Origin of the sequence: Xanthomonas sp. WHRI 7064 (assembly GCF_040202355.2) — a bacterium.
In the GTDB taxonomy this organism is placed as follows: domain Bacteria; phylum Pseudomonadota; class Gammaproteobacteria; order Xanthomonadales; family Xanthomonadaceae; genus Xanthomonas; species Xanthomonas arboricola.
This window is the reverse complement of record NZ_CP167821.1, coordinates 887,854-910,334: the sequence shown is the minus strand read 5'-3', so window position 1 is coordinate 910,334 and position 22,481 is coordinate 887,854. Positions and strand designations below refer to the sequence as shown.

The following is a 22,481-nucleotide window of genomic DNA, read 5'->3' as shown; positions in this document are numbered from 1 at the left end:
CCTCAGCCGCGACCCAGGAAGAATTCGAGGATATGCAGATGATCTTCGTACAGGCGCGGGCCCATCGCCATGACTTCGGCGAGCGGAATCCAGCGCGCCTTGTCTGCATCGTCGCCACCGCGCACCGCGGGCAACTCACCGGCCGGAAATTCGAAATGGAATGCATGGGTGATGGTGCGCCCACGCAGGCTGCGCTCGGGGTGGTCGAACACCTGGCGCCCGCGCAACGAGCCCTTGAGCACCGGCACCGGCACCTTCAGCCGTGTTTCCTCGCGCAGCTCGCGCAGGCAGCCGTCCAGCAGCCCTTCGTCCTGGCCGACGAAACCGCCAGGCAATGCCCACAAGCCCTTACCCGGCTCGGCGCGACGACGCACCAGCAGCACGTGGCCTGAGTGCACCACCACCGCATCGGTGGTGACGAAGGTCGGCGGATACGGCGCATCCTTCCAGGCGGCGCGATATTGCTCGATGAAACGATATTCGGCCACCAGCTGCGCGTAGCTCGGCGAGTTGCGCCGGAACGCTTCCAGCATGTCGTACACCGGCGCCGGCACATTGCCGCGCAGCATCAGCAATCCACCGTGGAAACCAATCTCGCCGGCCTCGAACAGATAGCGGCGCAACTCGGTGGCGGACAGCGTGGCGGTATGTTGCACATCTTCCAGCGGCCACTGCGGAAACTCGCGCAGGTAGTAGCTGCTGGCATCCTTGTCCATGCCGATCAGGCCGATGCGTGCATCGAGCGTGCCGCCATCGGCCTGCACGGCCTCGGCGACCTGGCGCTGCACCTCGGCAATCCACAGGCTTTCGTTGTACAGATGGTCGCGCAGCGGGCGCAGGATCAGCCGCTGGCTCTCGCCCGGCAACGCGGACTCGATCATCACCGCACGTTCGGCGACGGTCCACGGATTACGAATGGTGCGGGGCGTGTCGGCGGAGCCGATCAACACGATGAGCTTGTTCGCCTTGCCCAGCGCGTGGCGGGCGACGGCGGCGTGGCCGTTATGAAAGGGCTCGAAACGCCCGATAAACACGAGATAATCGTACTGCGGTGCCATGAGAATCCCTCACGGTTGGGTAGGCAGCCAGCGGTCTATCCGATGGCTTGGTGCAAATGCTACGCCGATGTGCGACGACGTCAAGCAGGCGCGGTATGTCGATGACATTTCGGTCATGCATGCCGATTAGACTCGCCGATTGGTCCTTGAGGAATCCGCCTGCATGTCACGCCTGTCCGTTCGCGCCATCTCACGTTCCCTGTTTGCGGCACTCGCGCTGCTGTGCATCGCCTTGCCTGCGTTGGCTGCACCTGCGCCCGCGCCCTTGCGGGTGATGTCGTTCAATGTGCGCGTGCCGGTGGATACCGATGGCGACAAGCGCTGGAGCGTGCGCCGCACGGCGATGGTGGCCTTGATCGAACAAGCGCACCCGGACGTGTTCGGCACGCAGGAATTGGTGCAGGAACAGGCGCAGTATCTGGCTGCGCAGCTGCCTGATTACCGCTGGTTCGGCAAGGGCCGCCGCGGCGACGACAGCGACGAGCACATGGGCGTGTTCTACGACAGCCGCGCATTGTCGGTGGTGGAATCGGGCGACTTCTGGCTGTCGGAAACGCCACAGGTTCCCGGCAGCAGCAGTTGGAACACCGACCTGCCGCGCATGGTGACCTGGGCTCTGTTCGAGCGCCGCAGCGACAAGCGCCGCTTCTATCTGCTCAACACGCACTTCGCCCACCGCGACCAGGACGAGGCCGCACGCGAGCACAGCGCGCGCCTGATCCTGTCGCGCATCGCGGCGCTGCCGGCAAACATTCCGGTGGTGCTGACCGGCGACTTCAACAGCGATCCTGACCAGGGCACCTACCGCGTCCTCACCGCCTCGCTTGGCGATGCGCGCGCCCGCGCCCCCGAACCGCAAGGCCCGGAAAAAACCTTCCAGGACTTCACCACGCAACCGACCCGTCGCATCGACTGGATCCTGTTCCGCGGCCTGACACCGACACGCTTTTCCACGTTGGATCAGCGTCCCGGCGGTGTAGTCCCGTCCGATCATTATCCGGTGCTGGCTGAATTCGCCTGGCCGCGTTGATCGCGCCGGCGACGTGACGCTGTCACGATGCCGGCCGCTCTGACGCGACGCAGCTCAGTCGTGTTGCAGCCAATCCACTAGCGCTTGCAGCATGGTCGACGGCGCAGGCTCGCAACGCAGCACGATCGAAAGTTGCCGCGGTGCCCAGGCTGCATCCAGGGGCACCGTGGCCAGCTGATCGCGCACGCATGAGCGTTGCACTGCGGCGTGCGGAAGAATCGCCACGCCCATGCCTTGTGCGAGCATGCGGCACAACACGTCGATGCCTTGTACCTTTGCACGCATGCGCACCTGCACGCCGGCGCGGTTCATCTGCACGCGCAGATGCCGTTGCAAGGCGCTGTCGCCGGCCAGCCCCAGCATGTCCATTCCCGCGAGCTCGCTCAATTGCAGCGTCGCGGCGCCGGCCAGTGGATGCGCTGCAGCCATCACCAGCACCAGCCGATCCTCACGGAACGGCAGCACCTGCAGCCCACTGAGATCGGCATGGCCTGCGACCACGGCGATGTCGGCGCGTTCCTCGCGCACCGCATCGGCAGCTTCGTCGCTGCCCTGCTCGGTCAATGCCAGATCCAGCTGCGGATGTGCGATGAGAAAATCCGCCAACCGTTCGGGCAACCATGCCGACAGCGCCGCGGTATTGGCCGCCAGCCGCAGCGTCACCTGGCCACCGCCACCGTAGCCGCCCAGCTCCAGCTGCAGCGCCTCGGCCTGCCGCTGCAATTGCCGTGCGTGCCGCAGCAACACGCCGCCGGCCGGAGTCAGACTGACGCCGCGGCGCCCGCGTTCCAGCAGTACGGCGCCCACCTGCAGCTCCAGCGCACGAATCCGCGCACTGGCAGCAGCCAGCGACAACGCCGCGCGTTGCGCACCGGCAGTAATGCTGCCGGTCTCGACCACCGCGATGAACAACCGTAAATCGACAAATTCCAGATGCATGAGCGCTCCACAAGCACGTGCATGCCATCGACATGCGCTCGCCGCCGACAGGACAGGCTAGCCAGGCCAGGTATCTCTCCATGCTCGGCATCCTTTGCCTCAGCCTTCGGCTCCGCCGAAGCCTGCATCAAACAATCACGCATTGTCTGCCACGGAACAAGCCCGGATCCTTGGCTGCATGGAGACATTGCACACCCACTGGTATCTGATCGCAGGCGTGTTTTTGCTGGCAGGCTGGGTCAAGGGCGTGGCCGGGATGGGCTTGCCGACCGTTGCGATGGGGCTGCTGGGTCTGTGGCTGACGCCTGCCGAGGCAGCGACCTTACTGGCTCTGCCTTCGCTTGTGACGAATGTGCAGCAAGCCTGGGGACCGGACACCGCGACCCTGTTGCGACGTCTGTGGCCATTGCTGGCCGCCGTGACGCTGGGCACCTGGCTAAGTGCTGGGGTGCTGACAGGCGCCGACCCCAGCCTGGTCCGCGCCGGGTTGGGCGCGCTGCTGGCGCTGTACGCCTTGCTTGGGCTGGCCCGTCGACACTGGACGATGCAGGCGCGTCACGAACCGTGGGCAGGGCCACTGGCCGGGCTGGCCACCGGTCTGCTGAGTGGCGCCACCGGCGTGTTCGTGCTGCCATCACTGCCCTACCTCACCGCCCTGCAACTACCGCGCGAGCTGTTGATTCGCTCTCTGGGCTGGTGTTTCGGCGTGGCGACGCTGGCGCTGGCCAGTGCACTGGCCTGGCACGGCGCACTACCCCGCGCGGCGATCGCTCCGTCGTTGTGGGCACTGCTACCCACCGCCATCGGCATGTGGCTGGGCGCCTGGGTGCGCAACCGGATTTCCGCCGAGACGTTTCGGCGCTTCTTTTTCACCACCTTGCTGGTGCTCGGCCTGCAAGGCATCTGGCAGGCCTTGGCGTAAGCCGCGTCAGGCGCAATGGAGCGTCGCACGGCTCACAGGCACGGCAGCTGGCAATCGCTCGTCAGTCAAACCCGCGCGCGACGTCGTGCCGAACATGAAAGGGTCGGCCAATAAAAACGCCACCGCGATGCGGTGGCGTTTTGCATTGCAAGCTGATCTTGTCGCCAGCTGTTCGGCAGACGATCAGTCGGCCCAACGCCCCGGCGCGGTCGACTGCGGCAGCACCTGCGCCGACAGCGGCTGGTCCTGCGACAGCAGGCCCAGCGCATCGGCGAGGATGGCGGCCGATTCGTGCAGCAACGGATCCGGGCGCTTTTCTGCGGCCTTCTCGCGTGCGGTGTCCTTGACGATATCGCGCTCGTTGCCGGTCAGGCCGTCGTCGCTGTCTTCGGCGAGCGGGTCCAGCGGCAGGCCCAGTTGCTTGCGCACCTGCTGGCGGTCCTTGCGCTGCTGATCCTGCTTCTGACGCTCGGCAACGCGCTCGGCTTCATTCAACGAGATGTACTTCTTGGCCTTCTCATCGCGGAACTGCTTGACGTCCTCTTCCCACCACTGGAATTCCTTGTCGGTGGCGATGCGTGCGGTATGCAGGCCCTGCAATTTGGGCAGCAGCGGCGCGAAGTTGCCGTACTGGGTGTGCGGTGCGGCGGCGATGCGCGTCCACGGCAGCGCGTTGTCGTAGGTGCTCTCGCCGAACTCGGTGGCATCCACGCTGGCCGGGAATGCGATGTCCGGCACCACGCCCTTGTGCTGGGTACTGGAACCACTGACGCGGAAGAACTGCGCGATCGTCAATTTGACCTGGCCGTAGCGCTGACCTTCTGCGGCCGGCCAGCGGTCCAGGTCGACGATGTTCTGCACCGTGCCCTTGCCGAAGCTGGTTTCACCGATCACCAGGCCGCGACCGTAGTCCTGGATGGCACCGGCAAAGATCTCCGAGGCGGATGCCGAGCCGCGGTTGATCAGCACGCCCAGCGGACCATCCCAGGCCACCTTGGGATTGCTGTCGCCATTGACGGTGACCCGGCCGCCGGATTCGCGCACCTGCACCACCGGGCCCTGCTCGATGAACAGGCCGGTGAGCTCGATCGCCTCGTCCAGCGAACCGCCGCCGTTGTTGCGCAGGTCCAGCACCACGCCGTCAACCTTGTCGGTCTTGAAGCCGGCCAGCAGTTTGGCGACGTCACGCGTTGCCGATGCATAGTCGGTCGCGTTGCGACGACGGCCTTCGAAATCCTGATAGAAGCCCGGCAGCTTGATGATGCCGATACGCCGCTCCGGCTCGCTGCCCTTGGCCGGCAGCGTGATGGTCTCGCCCTTGGCGGCCTGCTCGGCCAGACGCACCTTCTGCCGGGTCAGCGTCACGGTGCGGTGCTTGCCGTCGATGCCCGACTCGGCCGGGATGTACTCCAGGCGCACCTGGGTGTCCTTGCTACCGCGGATCTTGGCGACCACATCGTCGATGCGCCAGCCGATCACATCTTCGATCGCGCCATTCTTGGCCTGGCCCACGCCGACGATACGATCGCCCGGCTTGAGCGTGCCATCCACCGCCGCCGGACCGCCCGGGATGACCTCACGGATCACCACCATGTCGTCCTGCTTCTGCAGCTGCGCACCGATGCCTTCCAGCGACAACGACATCTGCTGATTGAAGGTTTCTGCGGTGCGAGGGGTGAAGTAATCGGTGTGCGGATCGACCGCATTGGTGTAGGCGTTGACGAAGAACTGGAACACGTCCTCGCCCTTCAACTGCTTGACCGAATCGGCCAGCGAGACATAACGCTTATCCAGTGTCTTACGAATGTCGTCAGGCTTCTTGCCGGCCAGCTTCAGGCGCAGCCAATCGTTCATCACCGACTGCCGCCACAGCACGTCCAGCTGCTTGTCGTCTGCCGCCCACGGCACGTCCTTGCGGTCGTACTCGAACTTGTCGGTGCCGGAAAAATCGAAGTCCTGCTTGAGCAGGTCGCGCGCGTACTTGACGCGCTGATCGACGCGCTTCTTGTAGACCGAAAACACCTGGAACGCCGGCTCCAGATTGCCGCCACGCAGCGCATCGCCAACGCCCGTCTGCAACGGCGCAAAGCTATCGATGTCGGCCTGGGTAAAGAACTGTTTGCTGCCGTCCAGGGTTTCCAGATAGCGCTTGAAGACGTCCTTGGACATCGCCTCGTCCAGCGTGCGCGGACGGTAGGCATAGCGGCTGTCGGAGAGCAGACCGTAGACAAGCTTGGTCGCGGTGGCCTGGTCGGGCGTGGCTGCCGCCGGCAACGCCGTGTCGGCGCGTGCGAGCAAGGCCATCGGAGTAGTCAACACCAGCGCCAGCAGGCCGGCCTTCATGGACGTAGAAACGTTGTAGGTCATCGAATGGCTCTCGGCACAGGGCCGACGAAAGAAAGGCGGTGAACGGATCAGACAGCATGACAGTGCCGAAAGTTGCTGGCGTTGTCATCCACTGGCTGAATCAGCCTAGCGCCGGGCCTGTAGCGGATTGTGAACGCGGGCGTACCCTGCCACTAGGAGCAGCGGCCGGAGACGACACGACCCCGCGGTGTGCGGGGTCGTGTGGGTCGTTTTAGCTCGAAATCAACGGAGCTACTCGAGGGCGGTCGCGAGCAGTTCCCGACGACATGCATTCGGCATACGGCCGGCTGCGGCATCAGATGACGCCAGCACCGGCGGCCGCGCCCGCCTGAGCATGGGCGCAGGCGCTGCCGACTGGCTTAAGCAGCGACGCCCGCGCCGGCGGCCTGGCGATCGGCGTGATACGAGGAGCGCACCATCGGCCCGGAGGCGACGTGGCTGAAGCCCAGCGCATTGCCGTAATCCTCCAGCGCCTTGTATTCCTCCGGCGTCCAGTAGCGCATCACCGGATGATGGTGCGGCGTCGGCTGCAGATACTGGCCGATGGTGATCATGTCCACCTCGTGCGCGCGCAGGTCGCGCAAGGTGGCCTGCACCTGCTCCATCGTCTCGCCCAGGCCGAGCATGATGCCGGACTTGGTGGCGATGGACGGATGCTGCGCCTTGAAGCGCTGCAGCAGGGTCAGCGACCACTGGTAGTCAGCACCCGGACGCACGTTCGGGTATAGGTCCGGCACGGTTTCGATGTTGTGGTTAAACACGTCCGGCGGGCTGAGCGCCAGGATCTCCAGTGCGCGGTCCATGCGGCCCTTGCCGCGGAAATCCGGGGTCAGGATCTCGATACGGGTCTTGGGTGAGCTGACCCGGATGGCCGAAATGCAGTCGACGAAATGCTGGGCACCGCCGTCGCGCAGATCGTCGCGGTCCACGCTGGTCACCACCACATACTTCAGGCCCATGTCGGCCACGGTAGTGGCCAGGCTGGCCGGTTCGTTTGCATCCGGCGGCTTGGGCCGGCCATGCGCCACATCACAGAACGAGCAGCGCCGCGTGCAGACCTCACCCAGGATCATGAAGGTCGCGGTGCCGTGGCTGAAGCACTCGTGGATGTTCGGGCAGCTGGCTTCCTCGCAGACCGTGACCAGGCGGTTTTCGCGCAGCTTGGCCTTGAGGTTCTGCACTGCATTGCCGGACGGAATCCGCACCCGGATCCACGACGGCTTGCGCAACACCGGCGCATCGACGAACTGCACCGGCGAGCGGTTGATCTTGTCGCCACCGATCTGCTTGACGCCGGTCTGCAGCGGCGCAGGTGCGGCGGTGTCGCCGGAGACGACCTGCAAGGGGATGGAACGGGCGATAGGCTGGGTCATGGCAATAACGGGCGCTCAGGCCGGAAGCGAAAGGTCGGGCAACGCGGAGACAGGCTGCAGGACGAGACCGAACTGGCGCGCCAGCTGATCGAGCAGCACCGCCTTGACGGCGTCCATCCCGGAGGGGCCGCCCAAGTCTAGCACCGAGGTCACCTGCAGGCCCTGGTAGCCACAGGGGTTGATGCGGTGGAACGGCTCCAGGTCCATCGCCACATTGAACGACAGGCCGTGGAAGGTGCAGCCACGCCGCACCCGGATCCCGAGCGCGGCGATCTTGGCCCCGCCCACGTACACGCCCGGCGCGCCCTCGCGGCGCTCGGCGACGATATTCCACTCGTCCAGCGTGTCGATCAGCGCCTGCTCGATCTTGCACACGTAATCGCGCACGCCGATCTTGAGCCGGCGCAGGTCCAGCAGCGGATAGACCACCAGCTGGCCGGGGCCGTGATAGGTGACCTGGCCGCCGCGATCGACCTGCAGCACCGGAATCTCGCCCGGTGCCAGCACATGCTCGGGCTTGCCGGCCTGGCCCAGCGTAAACACCGGCGCATGCTCGACCACCCACACTTCGTCGGCCGTGGCCTCATCACGCGCATCGGTGAAACGCTGCATCGCACGCCACACTGGCGCGTAGGCCTGTCGGCCGAGGTCGCGCAACTGCGCCGGCAGGACGGGAACAGGGCTTTCCGCAGCCTGGGCCGCTACAGCGTCCACTTCACTTCCGGGTGGTCGCGCAGCGCCTGGTGCGCAGCGTCGAACTGCTCGCGGCTCTCGGCGCGGAAGCCGATCTTGACCGAGACATATTTGCCACTGGACGAATGCTTCCAGCTGATGCTTTCCTCCAGCAGTTCCACACCGGCGGCGGCGAGCAGGCGCGGAAGTTCGCTTTCCAGCCCGCGTTCGGCCGCGCCCATGGCGCTGAGCTCGAAGGTACCGGGAAACTGGAAGCCGTGATCGGGGTTGTCGGTGCTGATTTCCATCCGCCCATTATCGGGACGATGGCAGACAAACCCAAGCCCGCCGTGCGCGGGACAGAACAACGGGGCCGCAAGGGCCCCGTTGTTTCACGCCGTACGCGTCACGCCCAGCGTGGGTCTGGCCAACTGCTTACTTGGACAGTTCCAGCATGGCCGACGACACCCAGCCGCGGTTGCCCATTTCGTCTTCGACTTCCCACATGACGCCTTCCTTGGTGCCGGTCGGGTACAGCATCATGCCCGGCTCCAGCGTACGCACGGCCGCGCCAGTGCCCTTGGCATTGCCCAACAGACGCCCCGCGCGGGTTACGGTCACAGCCTGCTGCACATTGGATGCAGCCGCGTTGCCGGACAGACCGCCGAGCTGGGTGACGACGTCGGTATAAGCCTGCAGATAGGCCAGGGTGATCACCTGTCCGATCTCGGTATTGGCATAACCGCCGGCACCAGCCGCGCCGTAGTCGCCGCCACTGAAGACGTTGCCACGCGCGCCCCAGCCCAGGTCGGTCTTCTTGGCGTTGCCTTCGGCCATGGCGACCTGTTCGGAGGAACGCACATCGGTGATGGTCAACACCACGTCGGCGGTCTTCTTGTTGAGGTTCAGGCCACCGACCAGGTTGCCGGCATTGCCGCCCATCAGGCCGCCCAGCATGCCGGCAATGGCGCTGCCGCCGGCATTGTGGTTCTGCGAAATGAGGTCCGGCGTCATCACGTAGTCGGCTGCGCGGATCTGGCCCTTGCCGACGTTGGAGCGGGCGCGCAGGTCGCCGTTTGCCGCCATGTCGCGCTCGCGCTGCGATGCCGCCATGCCCGCGCCACGGTCTACCAGAGTGAAGCAGCGCGAACGGTTGACGAAGACCTTGATCAGCTTGGACGGCGCCGGCAACTGCTGACCCGACCACCAGTTGACTGCATCCTCCGGCTCGAGCACCGACAGGCTGCCCAGCGGTTTGGCGCACACCGGGATCTGCGCGACGGCCTCCTTGCGCTGATCCTGTGCAGACCCCTTGAAGGCATCCTTCAGCCCGGCCGAGGCCGGCGCGCTGACACTGACCAGTGCAACACCCAACACGCTGGACAACAGCGCTGCGCTCACAGAAATCGTCTTGCTCATATTTGTTCCCCTGACACCTGCGCTGCCGTCGGCAAACGCGATCCGTTGGTGATGAAACGGCCTGAGAAAGGCCGCCGTTCCTTGGGGCTGGTTCCCCCGGAGGCGGATCATATGCGATTCGCGCGGGCTTTTCATGGCCGCCGTACCGCAAATGGAACGGACTGGTGTTCCAGGCCCTGCCGCTGCATCCGGGCGGCTCGGGCATGATCCCGGAGCACATTCACGCGGCGCAGCAGCGGCCGCAGGCACCTTTGCTGAACATCGTCCTTTCCTACCTTTCCAGGCCCTCCATGCTTCGACCGCGCGCGTTGTCCGCTGCCCTGCTGCTCTCTCTTTCCGGGCTGTCGATGCCGGCCCTGGCTGCCGACCAGTGCGACTCCAGCAGAATGAGCCGGACGCCGCCGGCGGTGAACTTCCGGGTCGACAACGACCTGTTCGGCGGTGAGGATCAGGACCAGGGCTATTCCAACGGCGCGGTGCTGACGCTGGTGTCGCCCAACCTGGTCGACTACACCGACGACCCCTGCCTGCCGCGCACCGCGCGCTGGGTCAACGGCTATCTGGAGCGTCTGCATCCGGGTGAGTTCGACCAGCAGAACATGGTGTTCTCGATCGGCCAGGCGATTTTCACTCCCACCGATCCCACCCGCCGCGATGTGATCCCAGATGATCGCCCGTATGCGGGCATCCTGCTTGCGAGCTTCGGCTACAACGCGCGCAACGATGCGCATCTGCGCACCACCCAGCTGCAGATCGGCGTGGTCGGCCCGTGGGCATTTGCGCAGGAAGCGCAGGATGCGATCCACGATGTGCTGGGCGACGAAAAATTCCAGGGCTGGGACAACCAGCTGCACAACGAGCCGCTGATCAACCTGGTGCACGAGCGCATGCGCCGCTGGCCGGGCGATGCGGCAGTCAATGCGGACGGCTTCGGCTGGGACTTCATCTCGCATTGGGGTGGCGCGGTCGGCAACATGGCCACGCATCTGAATGCCGGTGGCGAGGTGCGCTTTGGCTGGAAGCTGCCGGACGACTTCGGCAGCACCCCGACCCGCCCGGCCGGCGAGAACACCGCCCCCAGCCGGCTCGGACGCGCCAGCGGCTGGTCGGGCCATCTGTTTCTGACCACCGATGCGCGCTGGGTGCTGCGCGACATCACCCTGGACGGCAACACCTTCCGCAACAGCCACAGCGTGGACAAGCGCCCGTTCGTGGGCGATGTCGGCTACGGCCTGGCGGTGATGTACGGCCGCTGGAAGTTCGCCATCGCCCGCTATCACCGCACCCGCGAATTCGACACCCAGCGCGAAACGCCGGTGTATGGCAGTTTCACGATCAGTCGGATGCTTTGAGGGCTGGGATTGGGGAGTCGGGATTGGGGATTCGCAAGAGCGGGCTGCTGGTGCTTCGCTGCCGCTCTCGCCTTTGCCAATTCCGAATCTCCAATTCCCAATCCCCGCAAAGAAAAAGCCGGCTTTCGCCGGCTTTTTCTTTGGATCACTCTGATTCCCACCACATCCAGAACGCATCCCAGAGGCGCTTGAAGAAGCCGCCCTCTTCGACTGCGTTGATGGCGACCAGCGGGGCCTGGGCGATGATCTTGCCGTCCAGGCTGACCTTGACGGTGCCGATCTGCTGGCCCTGCTTGATCGGGGCCTGCAGGTTCTTGGCCACTTCCATGCTGGGCTTGAGGTCGTTGTAGCGGCCGCGCTGCAGGCTGACCAGCAGTGGCTGGGCCACGCCGAGCTGCACTTCGTCCTGCTGGCCCTTCCAGACCTTCTGCTTGGTCACGACCTTGCCGGGCGCGTACAGGCTGTGGGTTTCGAAGAAGCGGAAGCCCCAGTTGAGCAGGGCCAGGCTGTCGTCGGCGCGCTGGCGCTCGGACGAATCGCCCATCACCACCGCCACCAGGCGCTGGTCGCCGCGCTTGGCCGAGCTCAGCAGGCAGTAGCCGGCCTCGGAGGTGTGGCCGGTCTTGATGCCGTCCACCGCCGGGTCGCGCCACAACAGCAGGTTGCGGTTGTTCTGCTTGATGCTGCCGACCTGGAATTCCTTGATCTTGTTGTAGGCATAGGTCTCCGGGTAATCGCGCACCATCGCGCGGCCCAGCATCGCCAGATCGTAGGCGGTGGAATGGTGACCCTCGGCGCTGAGGCCGTGCGCATTGACGAAGTAGGAGTCCTTCATGCCGATCTTGGCGGCGTAGCTGTTCATCAGCGAGGCGAAGGCTTCTTCGCTGCCGGCCACATGCTCGGCCAGTGCGATCGCGGCATCGTTGCCGGACTGGATCGCCATGCCCTTTTCCATGTCTTCCAGACGCGCGGTCTGGTTGACCGGGAAGCCGCTGTAGCTGCCGTCGGTGCCGGCACCGCCCTCGCGCCAGGCGCGCTCGCTCATCATGACCTGGTCGTCGCGCTTGACCTTGCCATTCTTGATTTCGGCAGCGACCACGTAGGAGGTCATCACCTTGGTGATGCTGGCCGGGGCCAGCTGCTGGTGGATGTTTTCACCGGCCAGCACCTGCCCGGTGGCGTAGTCCATCAGGATCCAGGACTTGGACACCGCCGGCGCGGGTGCGGGCGGAACCGGGACGGCGGCCGGCGCAGCGGCAACGGCAGGCGTCGGCTGCGGCGCAGGGGTCTGCGCGCAGACCAGGCCAAAGGCGAACGTGGCCACCGCAGCGGCGGCGAAGCGGAATTTCATTGAAGAACGACTCCTGACGGGCCCGAAGGCTGGGTAATGCGAAATTGTAAGGCGCCACGGCGATCAGGGCGACGCGCGCGATGCTGCGCGCGCCTGCGCAGTTCAGCGATGGCGGCAGACGACGCGCCGAACGTGGCTGACGCACTGGGCGATCGAGCAAGCTGCATCGGGCGCGTCGTGATCGCGGCTGCCCAACGCTACCTGTCGATAGCGGGCGCCGGCCTACCCACCGACGCCCTGGCTGCCGGATCGATCGTAGCTAGTTGGCGACGATCTGCGGGCGCCCGAAGCCCAGGCCGGCGATGCGCTGCGCGATTTCCGAGGCATTGGCGTGATCGCGCGCATTGACGCGCAGCCGCCACAAGGTGCGACCGCCGCTGACGATGTCGCTGACGCTGGCACCGGCGATCCCGGCTGAGGCAAGCTGCGACAGCGCGCGGTTGGCGTTTTCGCGGCTGGCGAAACTGGCCACCTGCAACAGGATGTCGCCCAGTGCCGCCTCGGCCACGCTCGGCGCCTTGGCCGGTACCGGTTCGCTCCTGAGCGGACGTGCCGGCGCGCTGTCGGCAGGCTTGATCGCCGCCACCGCGACCGGGGCGGCTGGCGCGACCGCCACCGGGACAGCCGAGGCAGGCCGCGGCGCGGCGGCAGCCGGCTTGCCGGTGGCCACGCGCACGCCCTGCGACTTCATCCAGGCATCGAAGTTGTCGGCGTTGCCGGGCTGGCGCGAATCGGCCACGCGGTAGCGCCAACGCTCGCCCGCGGGAATCGCAGCGGCCCCTGCACTGCCTGCCACTGCGGCGGCCACCGGAGCGGCGGCGCTGGCGGCCACTGCGCGCGGGGCGGCGGCCGGTACGGTGCGGGTGGGCAGGCGCTGTACCAACCCATCGATCTGGCTGGCGCTGGTAGCCGGCCGTGCGGCGGCCACCGCGGTGCGGACCGGCGCGCTACCGCTGCGGCGCTTGGCCAGCAGATTGCCGTTGTCGGCTTCGGTCAGGCCGCGTACCTCGACGTTGCCGGTACCCTTGCCGGTGATGCCCAGCTTGACCGCAGCGGCGTAGCTCAGATCGATCACGCGGCCATCGTGGAACGGGCCGCGGTCGTTGACGCGCACCACCACCGAGTCGCCGGTGTCGGTGTTGGTCACCAGGGCGAAGCTGGGCAACGGCAAGGTCTTGTGGGCAGCGGTGAAGGCGTACATGTCGTAGACCTCCTTGTTGGAGGTCAGCCGGCCGTGGAATTTGCTGCCGTAATACGAGGCGGTCCCGCGTTCGACATAGTCGCCGGGGTTGTCCATCACCACGTAGCGCTTGCCCAGCACCTCATACGGCGAGCGGTTGCCCACCGCCGAGCGCGGCTCGTTGGTGACCAGCGGTTCGGGGATGCAGGCCACGTTGGGCACGTGGTCCGGCGTGGTGTCCTTGACGCCGGGCTTGTACAGGCCGCCGGCGGTGTAGTCGCCGCGCGTGGACGGGTCTTCCTTGGCGGGTGCGTAGGGCGAGGTCGAGGGGCAACCGGTGGCCACATACGCCGGCCCCTTGCCGTCGACCTTGACGCCCTTGATCGCGCCGCTGCCGCCGGTGCCGGCGCTTTTCTTCGGTGCACTGCTACAGGCCGCCAGGCCGAGCATCAGCGCCATCGGGATCAGCCACTTGGGGCCTGTCGTGCTGTTCATGCCGGGGGTAACTCCTTGCCGGCGATGGCCTCGGACAGCTGGAACACGGCCATCGCGTACATCTTGGAAATGTTGTAACGGGTGATCGCGTAGAAATTCTGGAAGCCCAGCCAGTACTGCTTGCCGTTGGCATCGTCCAGGGTGATCGGAGTGGCGGTGCTGCCGGCCACCACCGGGGCATTCGGGTGATAGCCGCGCGCGGACAGGTCGGCCAGCGTGTACACCGGCGACCAGTCGGTGGGATTGAATTCCTCGTGGCCGGCGGCCAGCGTGGCCGGCACCGCGACCTGGCCACCGCGCACCCAACCGCCCTTCTTGACGAAGTAGTTGGCGACCGAGGCAAACACGTCGTTGTGGTCGGTGAACAGGTTGCGCTTGCCGTCGGCATCACCGTCGACGGCGAACTGGCGGTAGCTGGACGGCATGAACTGGCCCATGCCCATCGCGCCGGCATAGCTGCCGATCAGCGTGGTGACATCGAGCTGCTCTTCCTTGCCGAGTGCGAACAGCTGGCCGAGTTCATCGCGGAAGAACAGCTCGCGACGCACTTCGCGCTCGAGCTTGGCCGGGTCGCCGCTGCGCGGATAGCGGAACGCCAGCGTGTACAGCGCGTCCAGCACGCGGTACTTGCCGGCATTGCTGCCGTAACTGGTTTCCACCCCGATGATGGCCACGATCACCTGCGCCGGCACGCCGGTGGCCGCTTCGACCTTGCTCAGTTCGGCGCGATGCTCGGCCAGGAACTTGCGGCCGCCATCGATCCGCGCCTGGGTGATGAACATCGGGCGGTATTCGTTCCACGGTTTGACCCGCTCGGCCGGGCGCGACATCGCGGTGACGATGGCGTCCTTGAATTGCGCCTGCGCCAGCACTGCTTCGATCTGTGCGGCGTCGATGCCGTACTTGGCGGCGGTGTCGCGCACGAAGTTGGCGCGGGCGATCTCGAACGGCACCGGGGTCAGGTCCACCGGCGGCAGCGCGGGCGCTTCGGCAGCGGCACTGACGGGCGCGACCGGGGCGCTCGGCGGCTTGGCCGGGGGCGCGCTGGCGGCCGGCGGCGGGGTCGGAGGGCTGGGCTGAGTCGCGCAGGCGACAAGGCCGAGGGTAAGCAGGCAGGTCAGAGTGCGTCGAATCATCGGCCGAGGGTAACAGAGAACAGATGAACTTCTGGCAATAAGACCATGAAAGGAAAGAGCTTTAGTTTGCCGCTTTGGGCGGCAGGGGATTTGGGAGGGGGAATGGGGAATGGGGAATGGGGATTCGGGATTTGTGGGGGTGCGGGGTGCTCGTGTGCCGACCGGGGTTGTCTGGTGGACCGTGGCGAGGCGTTGCGTTTTTGCGGCATGCCGTGGGCCTGCTTCTGGTTTCTTCCTCTAAGGCATTAGCGGCCGGCTTGGGTCCTTTGATGTCGATCCGGCCCGTCAGGCGCGGCCGGGTGGCCGCACCTGGTTGATTAGAGGGCCGGGAAGCGTGGCGCAGTCGAGCAGGTGGGCACGCTGCCGCTGAGTTGCACGCTGGACGTGGTGACGTTGCTGCCGGTCGGGGTGAGCGCGCTGTTGCTCAGCCCGATCTGCGCATCGCTGGCGGAGACCGCGGTATTGCCGGTGGCGACATTGGCCAGCGTCAGGTCCAGCGGCGTCTGCGCATCGAAGCCTTTCAGGATCCAGCCCTTGCCCTTGAGGCCGACATCGCCGGTGGTACGCAGGCCGTTGACGACGATCCCGGCGAAGCTGGGCTTGGTGCCGCTACCGCCCACCGAATAGAACGGGTTGATCACCAGCGGGCTGGTCACCCCGTACAGGCAGGTATTGCGATAGGTGACCAGGCTGACCGGGCCGCCCTTGGCAAGGCTGGTCTTGATGCGCAAGCCGGTGTTGTCGGTACTGCGGTTGCCGGCATCGTCGGTGGCGGTGATGGCGTTGTCGTCGACCAGCACGTTGTTGACCCCGGACATCACCTCGCTCCCGATCGAGATGCCGTGGGTGCCGTAGCAGCGGTTGTCGCGCACGCTGATGTTGCCGGACTTGGACGCAATGGTCTTGATCGCCACACAGTCGTCGCCGCCCATTACATCGTTGTCGACCAGGCTGGCGTTGACCACGCTGTCCAGGTCCAGGCCATCGGTGTTGGGGCTGGTCGCCGGCGACTTCACCCGCACGCCCCAGACGGTCAGGCCATCGACGATATGCGCGAAGAAATGGAAGTACGCCGCATTGATCAGATTGACGTTGTAGAGGGTGAACGTGTTTGAGTTCTGCACCTTGACCAGGTCCGGGCTGTTCTGCACCTGGCCGGCAGCCTTGGCGTTTTCGCCGAACTCCCACCAGGTGGTGCTCTTGCCGAGCATGGGCAGGTCGCCGCGCCCGTCGATCGTGCCCTGGCGCCCGCCGGTGCGTACGCCCATCACGCCCGACCTGGTGCCCTTGACGCTGATCAGCGGCAGGCAGCCGCCGCTCTTGGCGCCTGCGACACCGCAACCGCTGCCGTAGTCGGCCGGATTGCGCGAGCCGTACACAGTCACGCCCTGATCGACGACCAGGGTGACGCCGGTGGGAATGGTCAGCGGGCCGCTGAGAAACGCGTTGCCGGTACCGGCCTTGAGCAGCACGCTGCCGTTCTTGCCGGTGCAGGCAGTCAGCGCGGCCTGGATGGCTTTGGTATCGGGCGGCGCGCTTTCCAGCGCGGCGTCGAACAGCCGCCCGCTTGGCGTGTGGCTGGCGCTCACCGGCTGGCAGGTGGCGGGAATCGCCGGCTCGGAGACCGCGCGCGTATCGCCGGTGGCAAGGTTGATGGCGCCGGCGTGTGCGGCGAACGTAAGACAGACACCGCCGATCGCGGCGGTTAGCAGTTTCATGGAAGAAGTCACCTGGAAGAGGAATGGCGCGTGCCTGTAACTGCAACGCGACCCGGCCGCGCGCAGGACGGCGGCGCATCGGACTCTACGGAGCGACGCGCCCATTCACAGAAGACGAGCGAACCCGATACCGCATGCGCGAAGCGGCCCTGCGCCGGGATGTCGTCATTGCAACGCAGCGCGCAGAACCGCGCGCGCCTTGCGCAGCGTCAGCTGCGTGTCATGCGCCTGTCGCCAGCGGCGTAGTGCGCCTGGCCAGGTGTGATTGGCTCTTTCGACACGAGTGAGTGCCTGTCAGCGTCGGCTGCAGATCGCGCCGGCTCAGTAGCCATGCACCGGGCGGTGCGCCTTGACCGCCATCACCAGGCCCAGCCCGGCCAGCAGCGACACCGCCGAGGTACCGCCGTAACTCATCAGCGGCATCGGCACGCCCACCACCGGCAGCAGCCCGGAAATCATGCCGCCGTTGACCAGCACGTAGACGAAGAAGGCCAGGCCGGTGGCACCGGCGACCAGGCGCGAATAGGTGTCGCGCGCCTGCGCGGCGATCCACAGGCAGCGCGCGATCACGATCAGGTACAGGCTGAGCACGGTCGCCACGCCGATCCAGCCGAACTCCTCGCTGAGCACCGAGAATGCAAAGTCGGTGGTCTGTTCGGGAATGAAGTTCAGATGCGACTGCGAGCCCAGTCCCCACCCTTTGCCGTCGAAACCGCCCGAGCCAATCGCGATCTTGGACTGGATGATGTTCCAGCCGGCGCCCAGCGCATCGTTTTCCGGGTTGAGGAACATCATGATGCGGTCCTTCTGGTACGGCCGCAGCAGCCAGAACCAGGCCACCGGCGCGGCCGCCGAGACGCCGCCCACGCCCACCGCCACCCACCACCACGGCAGGCCGGCCAGCAGCAGCACGAACACGCCGCTGGCGGCGATCAGCACGCCGGTGCCGAAGTCCGGCTGCAACATGATCAGCGCGGTTGGCACGCCGATGATCACGCCGGTCACCAGCACGGTGGAGATGCGCGGCGGCAATGGCATGCGGTGCAGATACCAGGCCGCCATCATCGGCAGGCTGATCTTGAGCAGTTCGGCCGGCTGCAGGTAGAACAGTTTCAGGTCCAGCCACTGGCGACCGTACTTGCCGGTGCCCAGCGCGAACACCGCCAGCAGCGGCAGCATCGACAGGCCGTACACCCACGGCGTCCAGGCGCGCAGGCGCAGCACCGACATGCGCGAAATCCCCCACATCGCGGCCAGGCCGATGATGAAGCGCACGGCTTGCGCCATCACCAGGTGATCGCCGTTGGCAGCGCCGCCCGCGCTCTTGAGCACCGACAGGCCGATCACCATCAGCGCACTCAGCGCCAGGCACAGCACCCAGTCCAGGCTGCGCGTGAAGCGCGCAACCATGTCCACCAGCCAGCGCAGGATGTCACTCAATGGTCGGTCTCCTGGACCGCATCGGGCACATCCGGCACCACCGGCTGCGCCGGCGTGTTGGGGTCCAACGCCACCGCGGTCTGGCCGATCACCACCGGCAGCTCCTCCAGCGTGGCCGCGGCCGCATCGCCGGCCTGGCGCGCATCGGTGGCGCCGGCTTCGAACTGGTTGACGCCCACCGCGGTCATGCCGAGCTCGCTGTCCAGCGGCTCCAGGCCGGCGGGCAGCTTGCCGAGCAGCCAGGCGTCGAAGATCTTGCGTGCGATCGGCGCTGCCGAGCTGGTACCGAAACCGCCGCCCTCCACCGCCACCGCCACTGCGATGACCGGGTTGTCGGCCGGCGCGAAGCCAACGAACAGGCCACGGTGGCGCAGGTGCAGCGGCAGGCTGCGCGGATCCACCGCGGCCACGCCCTTGCGGCTGACCACCTGCGCGGTGCCGGTCTTGCCGGCCATCTGATACGGCGCGCCCGGCGTGATCGCATAGCCGGTGCCGCCAGGCCGCATGGTGTCCATCATGCCCTCGCGCACCACCTGCAGATGCGCCGCGCTCGGGCTGATCGGCTTGCCCGGCGGCTGGATCATCGGCTGCCAGGGGTGATCGAAGCCAGTGCGCTGCTCCAGCACCAGGTGCGGGCGCAGCAGCAGCCCGCTGGCGATCGCCGACACCCCGCGCACCAGTTGCAGCGGGGTCACCTTCCAGTCGCCCTGGCCGATGGCGATGTTGACGGTGTCGCCGGGATACCAGCGCTCCTTGCGAGTCTTGTACTTGTAGGCCGGCGACGGCAGGATGCCGCCGATCTCGCCGAGCAGGTCCACCCCGGTCGGCTGGCCGAAGCCGTAGTCGCCCAGGTAGTGGTCGAAGCGCTCAATGCCCATGTCCACCGCCAGCCGGTAGTAATAGGTATTGACCGACTGGGCGATGGATTTGCGCAGATCGGTCCAGCCATGGCCGCCACGGTGCGAGTCGCCCCAGCCGCGGCTGACCCCGGGCAGGTAGAACATGCCGGTGGACAGCACCCGGTCTTCCGGCCGGCGCAGGCCGCTGTCCAGGCCGGCCAGCGCGATCAGCGGCTTGAGCGTGGAGCCCGGCGCCACGCCGCCCAGCACCAGCCGGTTGAACTGCGGCCGCGACGGGTTGTCGTTGAGCATCTTGAAGTCGGTATGCGAGATGCCGTTGACGAACAGGTTGGGGTCGTAGCTGGGCAGGCTGACCATGCCCAGGATCTCGCCGGTGCGCGGGTCCATCGCGATCGCCGCACCCTCGTGCTCGCCAAACGCGGCCACCATCGCGCGCTGCAGGTCGGCATCCACCGACAGGCGCAGGTCCGCGCCCGACTGCGGCGCGACCCGGCCGACGGTGCGGATCGCCCGCCCCTGCACGTTGGTTTCCACCTGCTCGTAACCGACCTGACCGCGCAGGTCCTGCTCGTAATACCGCTCCAGCCCTGACTTGCCCATGTGGGTGAGCGCGGCATTGCCCTCGCCCAGCACCGCCAGGTCCTTCTCGTCGATGCGGCCGACGTAGCCGATGATGTGCGCGAACAGCGGCCCGTACGGATAGCGCCGGGTCAGGTACGGCTCCAGCTCCACCCCGGGGAAGCGCCAGCGCTCCACCGCAAAGCGCGCCATTTCCTCATCGCTCATGCGCAGCTTGAGCGTCACCGGCAGGAAGCTGCGGCGCGCGCGCCGCTCGCGGTTGAAGCGCTCCAGATCCTCCGGCGCGATCGGGATCACCTTGCCCAGCGCGGCCAGCATGGCGTCCATGTCGGTGACCTTGTCCGGGGTCACGTCCAGGCGGAAGGCCGGCACGTTCTCGGCCAGCAGCCGGCCGGTGCGGTCGTAGATCATGCCGCGCCCGGGCACCACCGGCTTGGGCTTGATGCGGTTGGCTTCCGAGCGCGTGGCATAGACCTCGTGGTCGAGCACCTGCAGTTTGAAATACCAGCCGCCCAGGCCAACCAGGCAGATCACCACCATCACAAAGCCCAGCACCGCGCGTCGGCGGAACTGCTCGGCCTCCGCATGCGGGTTCTTGGGATGACGACGCCCGTGCATGGCTTACTTCTTGCTCCGCTTGCCCAGCCGCACCGCATCCAGCAACACGAACAGCGGCGGCCACAGCGCCATGCCCAGCAGCGGCGCCCACCAGTAGCTCCACGGCAGGGTCGGCTCGCCCACCGCCAGATGCACGGCCGAGGAGACGATGCGGTCGTTGAGCAGCAGCCCACCGATCGCCAACGCCTGCTGCGAGACCGGGAAGAAGCGCATCCGCGCGCGGAAGCGCTGCAGGATGAAGGTCATGATCACCAGCCGCAGCGCCTGCTCGCCGAGCAGCCCGCCATACAGCAGGTCGGCCAGCACGCCGGCCACGAAGGCGATGCCCAGCCCGACCCGGTCCGGCTCCTCGATCACCCAGTACGCCAGCACCAGCGCCAGCCAGTACGGACGCAGCGGCTGCACCACGATCGGCAGCGGCAGCAGGCCCAGCACCAGCGCAATGACGATGCTCGCCGGCAGGATCCAGGTGTTGCGCATGCGGGTCATTGGTCCGTCTCCGTTGGAGCCGGACGGGATTGGGGAGTGGAGATTGGGGATTGGCTGGAAGCAGCGCCCTGTGGCGGAGCCGGACGTGAAGCGGGATTCGGGCCGTTGGATGCGGTCGATGCGGGACGCCGAGCGGACGTGCTGGCCGGGCGGCCGGACGCTGGCGCACTGGACGGCAGCGCGCCGGGCGCGGCAGGTGTCGCTGCGGACCGTGCAGGCGCCGAGGTACCGGTGCCCGATGCCGCGGCGGCCGTCGGGCGCGCGGTATCAGTCGCTGCGCTGGAAACACCGCCCGCAGGCGTGCGCGGTGTCGCAGTCACCGGCGCGCCGGCCGCCGCCGCGACGCCGTTGCTGTTGCTGTTGCTGTTGCTGTTGCTGTTGCCGTTACCAATCCCAACTCCCGACTCCCCAATCCCGGCCCCCGGCACCACGCGTAGTGGCTTGCCCGCGCGCAGCAGCAGCACATCGCGGCCGCGATCGAGCTTGGCGGCCGGGGTCAGTTCGCCGACCAGGAAGGCGTGGGTGTCGTCTGGATGCAGTTCGGAGACCTTGCCGACCGGGAAACCGGCCGGGAAGCGGCCACCGAGGCCGGAGGTGACGATTTCGTCGCCCACCTGCACGCCGGCGCTGAGCGGGATATCGCGCAGTTCCAGCCGGTCGCCGCGGCCGTAGACGATCAGGCGCACGCCGTTGCGCGCCACGCTGACCGGCACCGCGTGGTCGGGGTCGGTCAACAGCAGCACGGTCGAATGCAGCGGGGTCACTTCGATCACCTGGCCCATCAGCCCGCCAGCGTCGATCACCGCCTGGCCCAGCAGGACGCCATCGCGGCTGCCGGCGTCCAGCAGCAGGCGCTGCCGGGTCGGGTCCAGGTCGATATCCAGGATCGGCGCCAGCTGCACGTCCAGCCCGCGGCGCTCGGCGACGTTGAGCAGCTCGCGCAGCTGCGCGTTGTCCAGCGCGGCGGTCTGCAGCCGGGTCAGGCGCGCATTGGCTACCAGCAACTGATTGCGCAGGGTACGGGTTTCTTCCACCAGCTGCGCATGGGTGGCGGCGTTGTCGCGCACCTGCGAGCCGATCCGCCCCGGCAACCCGGCCACCGCCCAGATCGGCTGGATCAGCAGGTTGGCCTGCAGACGCACCTGGCTCAGCCAGCCCCCCCGGCTATCGAGCGCGATCAACACGATCGCCAGCACCAGATAGACCAGCAGCCGCAGCGTGGAGGTGACTTCGCCCGGACGGGAGGCGACGGGAGGACCGGCGTAGGAGGGCACTGTCAGGGCCGGGAATAGGGAATCGGGAATGGGGAATCGGAGAGCGCTGTGCTGCCCTTGGTGCGGCTCAGGCTAGGAGCGGCTAATAAAACGTAGCGAGCAATCGTCAGGTGGGTGCGGGCAGCACGCAGGAACCGGAGTGTACGGCGGGTGCATGAGGATTCCGAGCACCTGCCACGCCCGCCTGACGGCTGCGCAGTAGTTTTGAT

The 22,481-nt window shown here is 66.8% G+C and carries 18 protein-coding genes and 1 other RNA gene; 3 read left to right on the top strand and 16 right to left on the bottom strand.

The window, feature by feature from the left end:
• Positions 1–2 precede the first annotated feature (2 nt).
• Positions 3–1,058 (bottom strand): bifunctional nicotinamide-nucleotide adenylyltransferase/Nudix hydroxylase, encoded by a 1,056-nt coding sequence (locus ABQY74_RS03885; RefSeq protein ID WP_016900843.1) that lies wholly within the window; start codon positions 1,056–1,058, stop codon positions 3–5.
• A gap of 163 nt (positions 1,059–1,221) precedes the next feature.
• Between ABQY74_RS03885 and ABQY74_RS03880 the strand changes: the two genes are divergently transcribed.
• Positions 1,222–2,088 (top strand): endonuclease/exonuclease/phosphatase family protein, encoded by an 867-nt coding sequence (locus tag ABQY74_RS03880; protein ID WP_102583454.1) that lies wholly within the window; start codon positions 1,222–1,224, stop codon positions 2,086–2,088.
• 54 nt (positions 2,089–2,142) lie between these two features.
• Here the strand turns inward: ABQY74_RS03880 and ABQY74_RS03875 are convergent, their stop codons facing one another.
• Positions 2,143–3,027: a LysR substrate-binding domain-containing protein gene (locus ABQY74_RS03875; protein ID WP_349794143.1), complete on the bottom strand. Its 885-nt coding sequence runs from the start codon at positions 3,025–3,027 to the stop codon at positions 2,143–2,145.
• Positions 3,028–3,205: 178 nt separating this feature from the next.
• On the opposite strand from ABQY74_RS03875, the gene ABQY74_RS03870 reads away from it, so the two are divergent.
• Positions 3,206–3,949, top strand: coding sequence for a sulfite exporter TauE/SafE family protein (locus tag ABQY74_RS03870; RefSeq protein ID WP_104543548.1), 744 nt, complete (start codon positions 3,206–3,208; stop codon positions 3,947–3,949).
• Positions 3,950–4,132: 183 nt separating this feature from the next.
• Here ABQY74_RS03870 and ABQY74_RS03865 read toward each other — a convergent pair whose 3' ends face one another.
• The 5 genes from ABQY74_RS03865 to ABQY74_RS03845 all read right to left on the bottom strand — a co-directional run bounded on the left by ABQY74_RS03865 (position 4,133) and on the right by ABQY74_RS03845 (position 9,780).
• Positions 4,133–6,292: a carboxy terminal-processing peptidase gene (locus ABQY74_RS03865; RefSeq protein ID WP_180971171.1), complete on the bottom strand. Its 2,160-nt coding sequence runs from the start codon at positions 6,290–6,292 to the stop codon at positions 4,133–4,135.
• 383 nt (positions 6,293–6,675) lie between these two features.
• Complete coding sequence (gene lipA, locus ABQY74_RS03860; RefSeq protein WP_039530906.1) at positions 6,676–7,689, bottom strand: lipoyl synthase; 1,014 nt, start codon at positions 7,687–7,689, stop codon at positions 6,676–6,678.
• A gap of 15 nt (positions 7,690–7,704) precedes the next feature.
• Complete coding sequence (lipB, locus tag ABQY74_RS03855; protein WP_349794140.1) at positions 7,705–8,403, bottom strand: lipoyl(octanoyl) transferase LipB; 699 nt, start codon at positions 8,401–8,403, stop codon at positions 7,705–7,707.
• Positions 8,391–8,669, bottom strand: coding sequence for a YbeD family protein (locus ABQY74_RS03850; RefSeq protein WP_349794138.1), 279 nt, complete (start codon positions 8,667–8,669; stop codon positions 8,391–8,393). Before ABQY74_RS03850 ends, lipB begins: the two co-directional genes overlap by 13 nt.
• Before the next feature lie 127 nt (positions 8,670–8,796).
• On the bottom strand, positions 8,797–9,780 hold the full coding sequence (locus ABQY74_RS03845) for a CsgG/HfaB family protein (RefSeq protein WP_024939685.1): 984 nt from the start codon (positions 9,778–9,780) through the stop codon (positions 8,797–8,799).
• A 290-nt stretch (positions 9,781–10,070) separates the two neighbouring features.
• On the opposite strand from ABQY74_RS03845, the gene ABQY74_RS03840 reads away from it, so the two are divergent.
• Positions 10,071–11,132 (top strand): lipid A deacylase LpxR family protein, encoded by a 1,062-nt coding sequence (locus ABQY74_RS03840; protein WP_115510652.1) that lies wholly within the window; start codon positions 10,071–10,073, stop codon positions 11,130–11,132.
• 145 nt (positions 11,133–11,277) lie between these two features.
• On the opposite strand, the gene ABQY74_RS03835 is transcribed toward ABQY74_RS03840, so the two are convergent.
• The 9 genes from ABQY74_RS03835 to ABQY74_RS03795 all read right to left on the bottom strand — a co-directional run bounded on the left by ABQY74_RS03835 (position 11,278) and on the right by ABQY74_RS03795 (position 22,428).
• A complete protein-coding gene (locus ABQY74_RS03835) occupies positions 11,278–12,483 on the bottom strand; it encodes a D-alanyl-D-alanine carboxypeptidase family protein (protein ID WP_016900824.1) in 1,206 nt (401 codons plus the stop codon).
• 259 nt (positions 12,484–12,742) lie between these two features.
• A complete protein-coding gene (locus ABQY74_RS03830; protein WP_349794135.1) occupies positions 12,743–14,158 on the bottom strand; it encodes a septal ring lytic transglycosylase RlpA family protein in 1,416 nt (471 codons plus the stop codon).
• Positions 14,155–15,294, bottom strand: coding sequence for a lytic murein transglycosylase B (gene mltB, locus ABQY74_RS03825; protein ID WP_024940725.1), 1,140 nt, complete (start codon positions 15,292–15,294; stop codon positions 14,155–14,157). The genes ABQY74_RS03830 and mltB overlap by 4 nt, the downstream gene beginning before the upstream one ends.
• A gap of 317 nt (positions 15,295–15,611) precedes the next feature.
• A complete protein-coding gene (locus tag ABQY74_RS03820; RefSeq protein WP_349794133.1) occupies positions 15,612–17,012 on the bottom strand; it encodes a glycosyl hydrolase family 28 protein in 1,401 nt (466 codons plus the stop codon).
• Positions 17,013–17,333: 321 nt separating this feature from the next.
• Positions 17,334–18,452, bottom strand: a complete 1,119-nt coding sequence (gene rodA / locus ABQY74_RS03815) for a rod shape-determining protein RodA (protein ID WP_349794131.1) — start codon at positions 18,450–18,452, stop codon at positions 17,334–17,336.
• Positions 18,449–20,509: a penicillin-binding protein 2 gene (gene mrdA, locus ABQY74_RS03810; RefSeq protein WP_167763126.1), complete on the bottom strand. Its 2,061-nt coding sequence runs from the start codon at positions 20,507–20,509 to the stop codon at positions 18,449–18,451. The genes rodA and mrdA overlap by 4 nt, the downstream gene beginning before the upstream one ends.
• Positions 20,510–20,512: 3 nt before the next feature.
• On the bottom strand, positions 20,513–20,998 hold the full coding sequence (gene mreD / locus ABQY74_RS03805; RefSeq protein ID WP_039514914.1) for a rod shape-determining protein MreD: 486 nt from the start codon (positions 20,996–20,998) through the stop codon (positions 20,513–20,515).
• A complete protein-coding gene (mreC, locus tag ABQY74_RS03800) occupies positions 20,995–22,272 on the bottom strand; it encodes a rod shape-determining protein MreC (RefSeq protein WP_349794128.1) in 1,278 nt (425 codons plus the stop codon). The genes mreD and mreC overlap by 4 nt, the downstream gene beginning before the upstream one ends.
• An 80-nt stretch (positions 22,273–22,352) precedes the next feature.
• Positions 22,353–22,428, bottom strand: a non-coding RNA gene (locus tag ABQY74_RS03795) — sX9 sRNA.
• Between the last annotated feature and the right edge of the window lie 53 nt (positions 22,429–22,481).

Bases quoted from the DNA above. Each gene is read 5' to 3' on its own strand.
- ABQY74_RS03835 (WP_016900824.1), bottom strand. From the start codon at position 12,483: ATGAAATTCCGCTTCGCCGCCGCTGCGGTGGCCACGTTCGCCTTTGGC.
- mltB (WP_024940725.1), bottom strand. From the start codon at position 15,294: ATGATTCGACGCACTCTGACCTGCCTGCTTACCCTCGGCCTTGTCGCC.
- ABQY74_RS03820 (WP_349794133.1), bottom strand. From the start codon at position 17,012: ATGAAACTGCTAACCGCCGCGATCGGCGGTGTCTGTCTTACGTTCGCC.
- ABQY74_RS03845 (WP_024939685.1), bottom strand. From the start codon at position 9,780: ATGAGCAAGACGATTTCTGTGAGCGCAGCGCTGTTGTCCAGCGTGTTG.
- ABQY74_RS03870 (WP_104543548.1), top strand. From the start codon at position 3,206: ATGGAGACATTGCACACCCACTGGTATCTGATCGCAGGCGTGTTTTTG.
- lipA (WP_039530906.1), bottom strand. From the start codon at position 7,689: ATGACCCAGCCTATCGCCCGTTCCATCCCCTTGCAGGTCGTCTCCGGC.
- mreD (WP_039514914.1), bottom strand. From the start codon at position 20,998: ATGACCCGCATGCGCAACACCTGGATCCTGCCGGCGAGCATCGTCATT.
- ABQY74_RS03865 (WP_180971171.1), bottom strand. From the start codon at position 6,292: ATGAAGGCCGGCCTGCTGGCGCTGGTGTTGACTACTCCGATGGCCTTG.
- mrdA (WP_167763126.1), bottom strand. From the start codon at position 20,509: ATGCACGGGCGTCGTCATCCCAAGAACCCGCATGCGGAGGCCGAGCAG.
- ABQY74_RS03880 (WP_102583454.1), top strand. From the start codon at position 1,222: ATGTCACGCCTGTCCGTTCGCGCCATCTCACGTTCCCTGTTTGCGGCA.
- ABQY74_RS03885 (WP_016900843.1), bottom strand. From the start codon at position 1,058: ATGGCACCGCAGTACGATTATCTCGTGTTTATCGGGCGTTTCGAGCCC.
- ABQY74_RS03875 (WP_349794143.1), bottom strand. From the start codon at position 3,027: ATGCATCTGGAATTTGTCGATTTACGGTTGTTCATCGCGGTGGTCGAG.
- ABQY74_RS03830 (WP_349794135.1), bottom strand. From the start codon at position 14,158: ATGAACAGCACGACAGGCCCCAAGTGGCTGATCCCGATGGCGCTGATG.
- ABQY74_RS03850 (WP_349794138.1), bottom strand. From the start codon at position 8,669: ATGGAAATCAGCACCGACAACCCCGATCACGGCTTCCAGTTTCCCGGT.
- ABQY74_RS03840 (WP_115510652.1), top strand. From the start codon at position 10,071: ATGCTTCGACCGCGCGCGTTGTCCGCTGCCCTGCTGCTCTCTCTTTCC.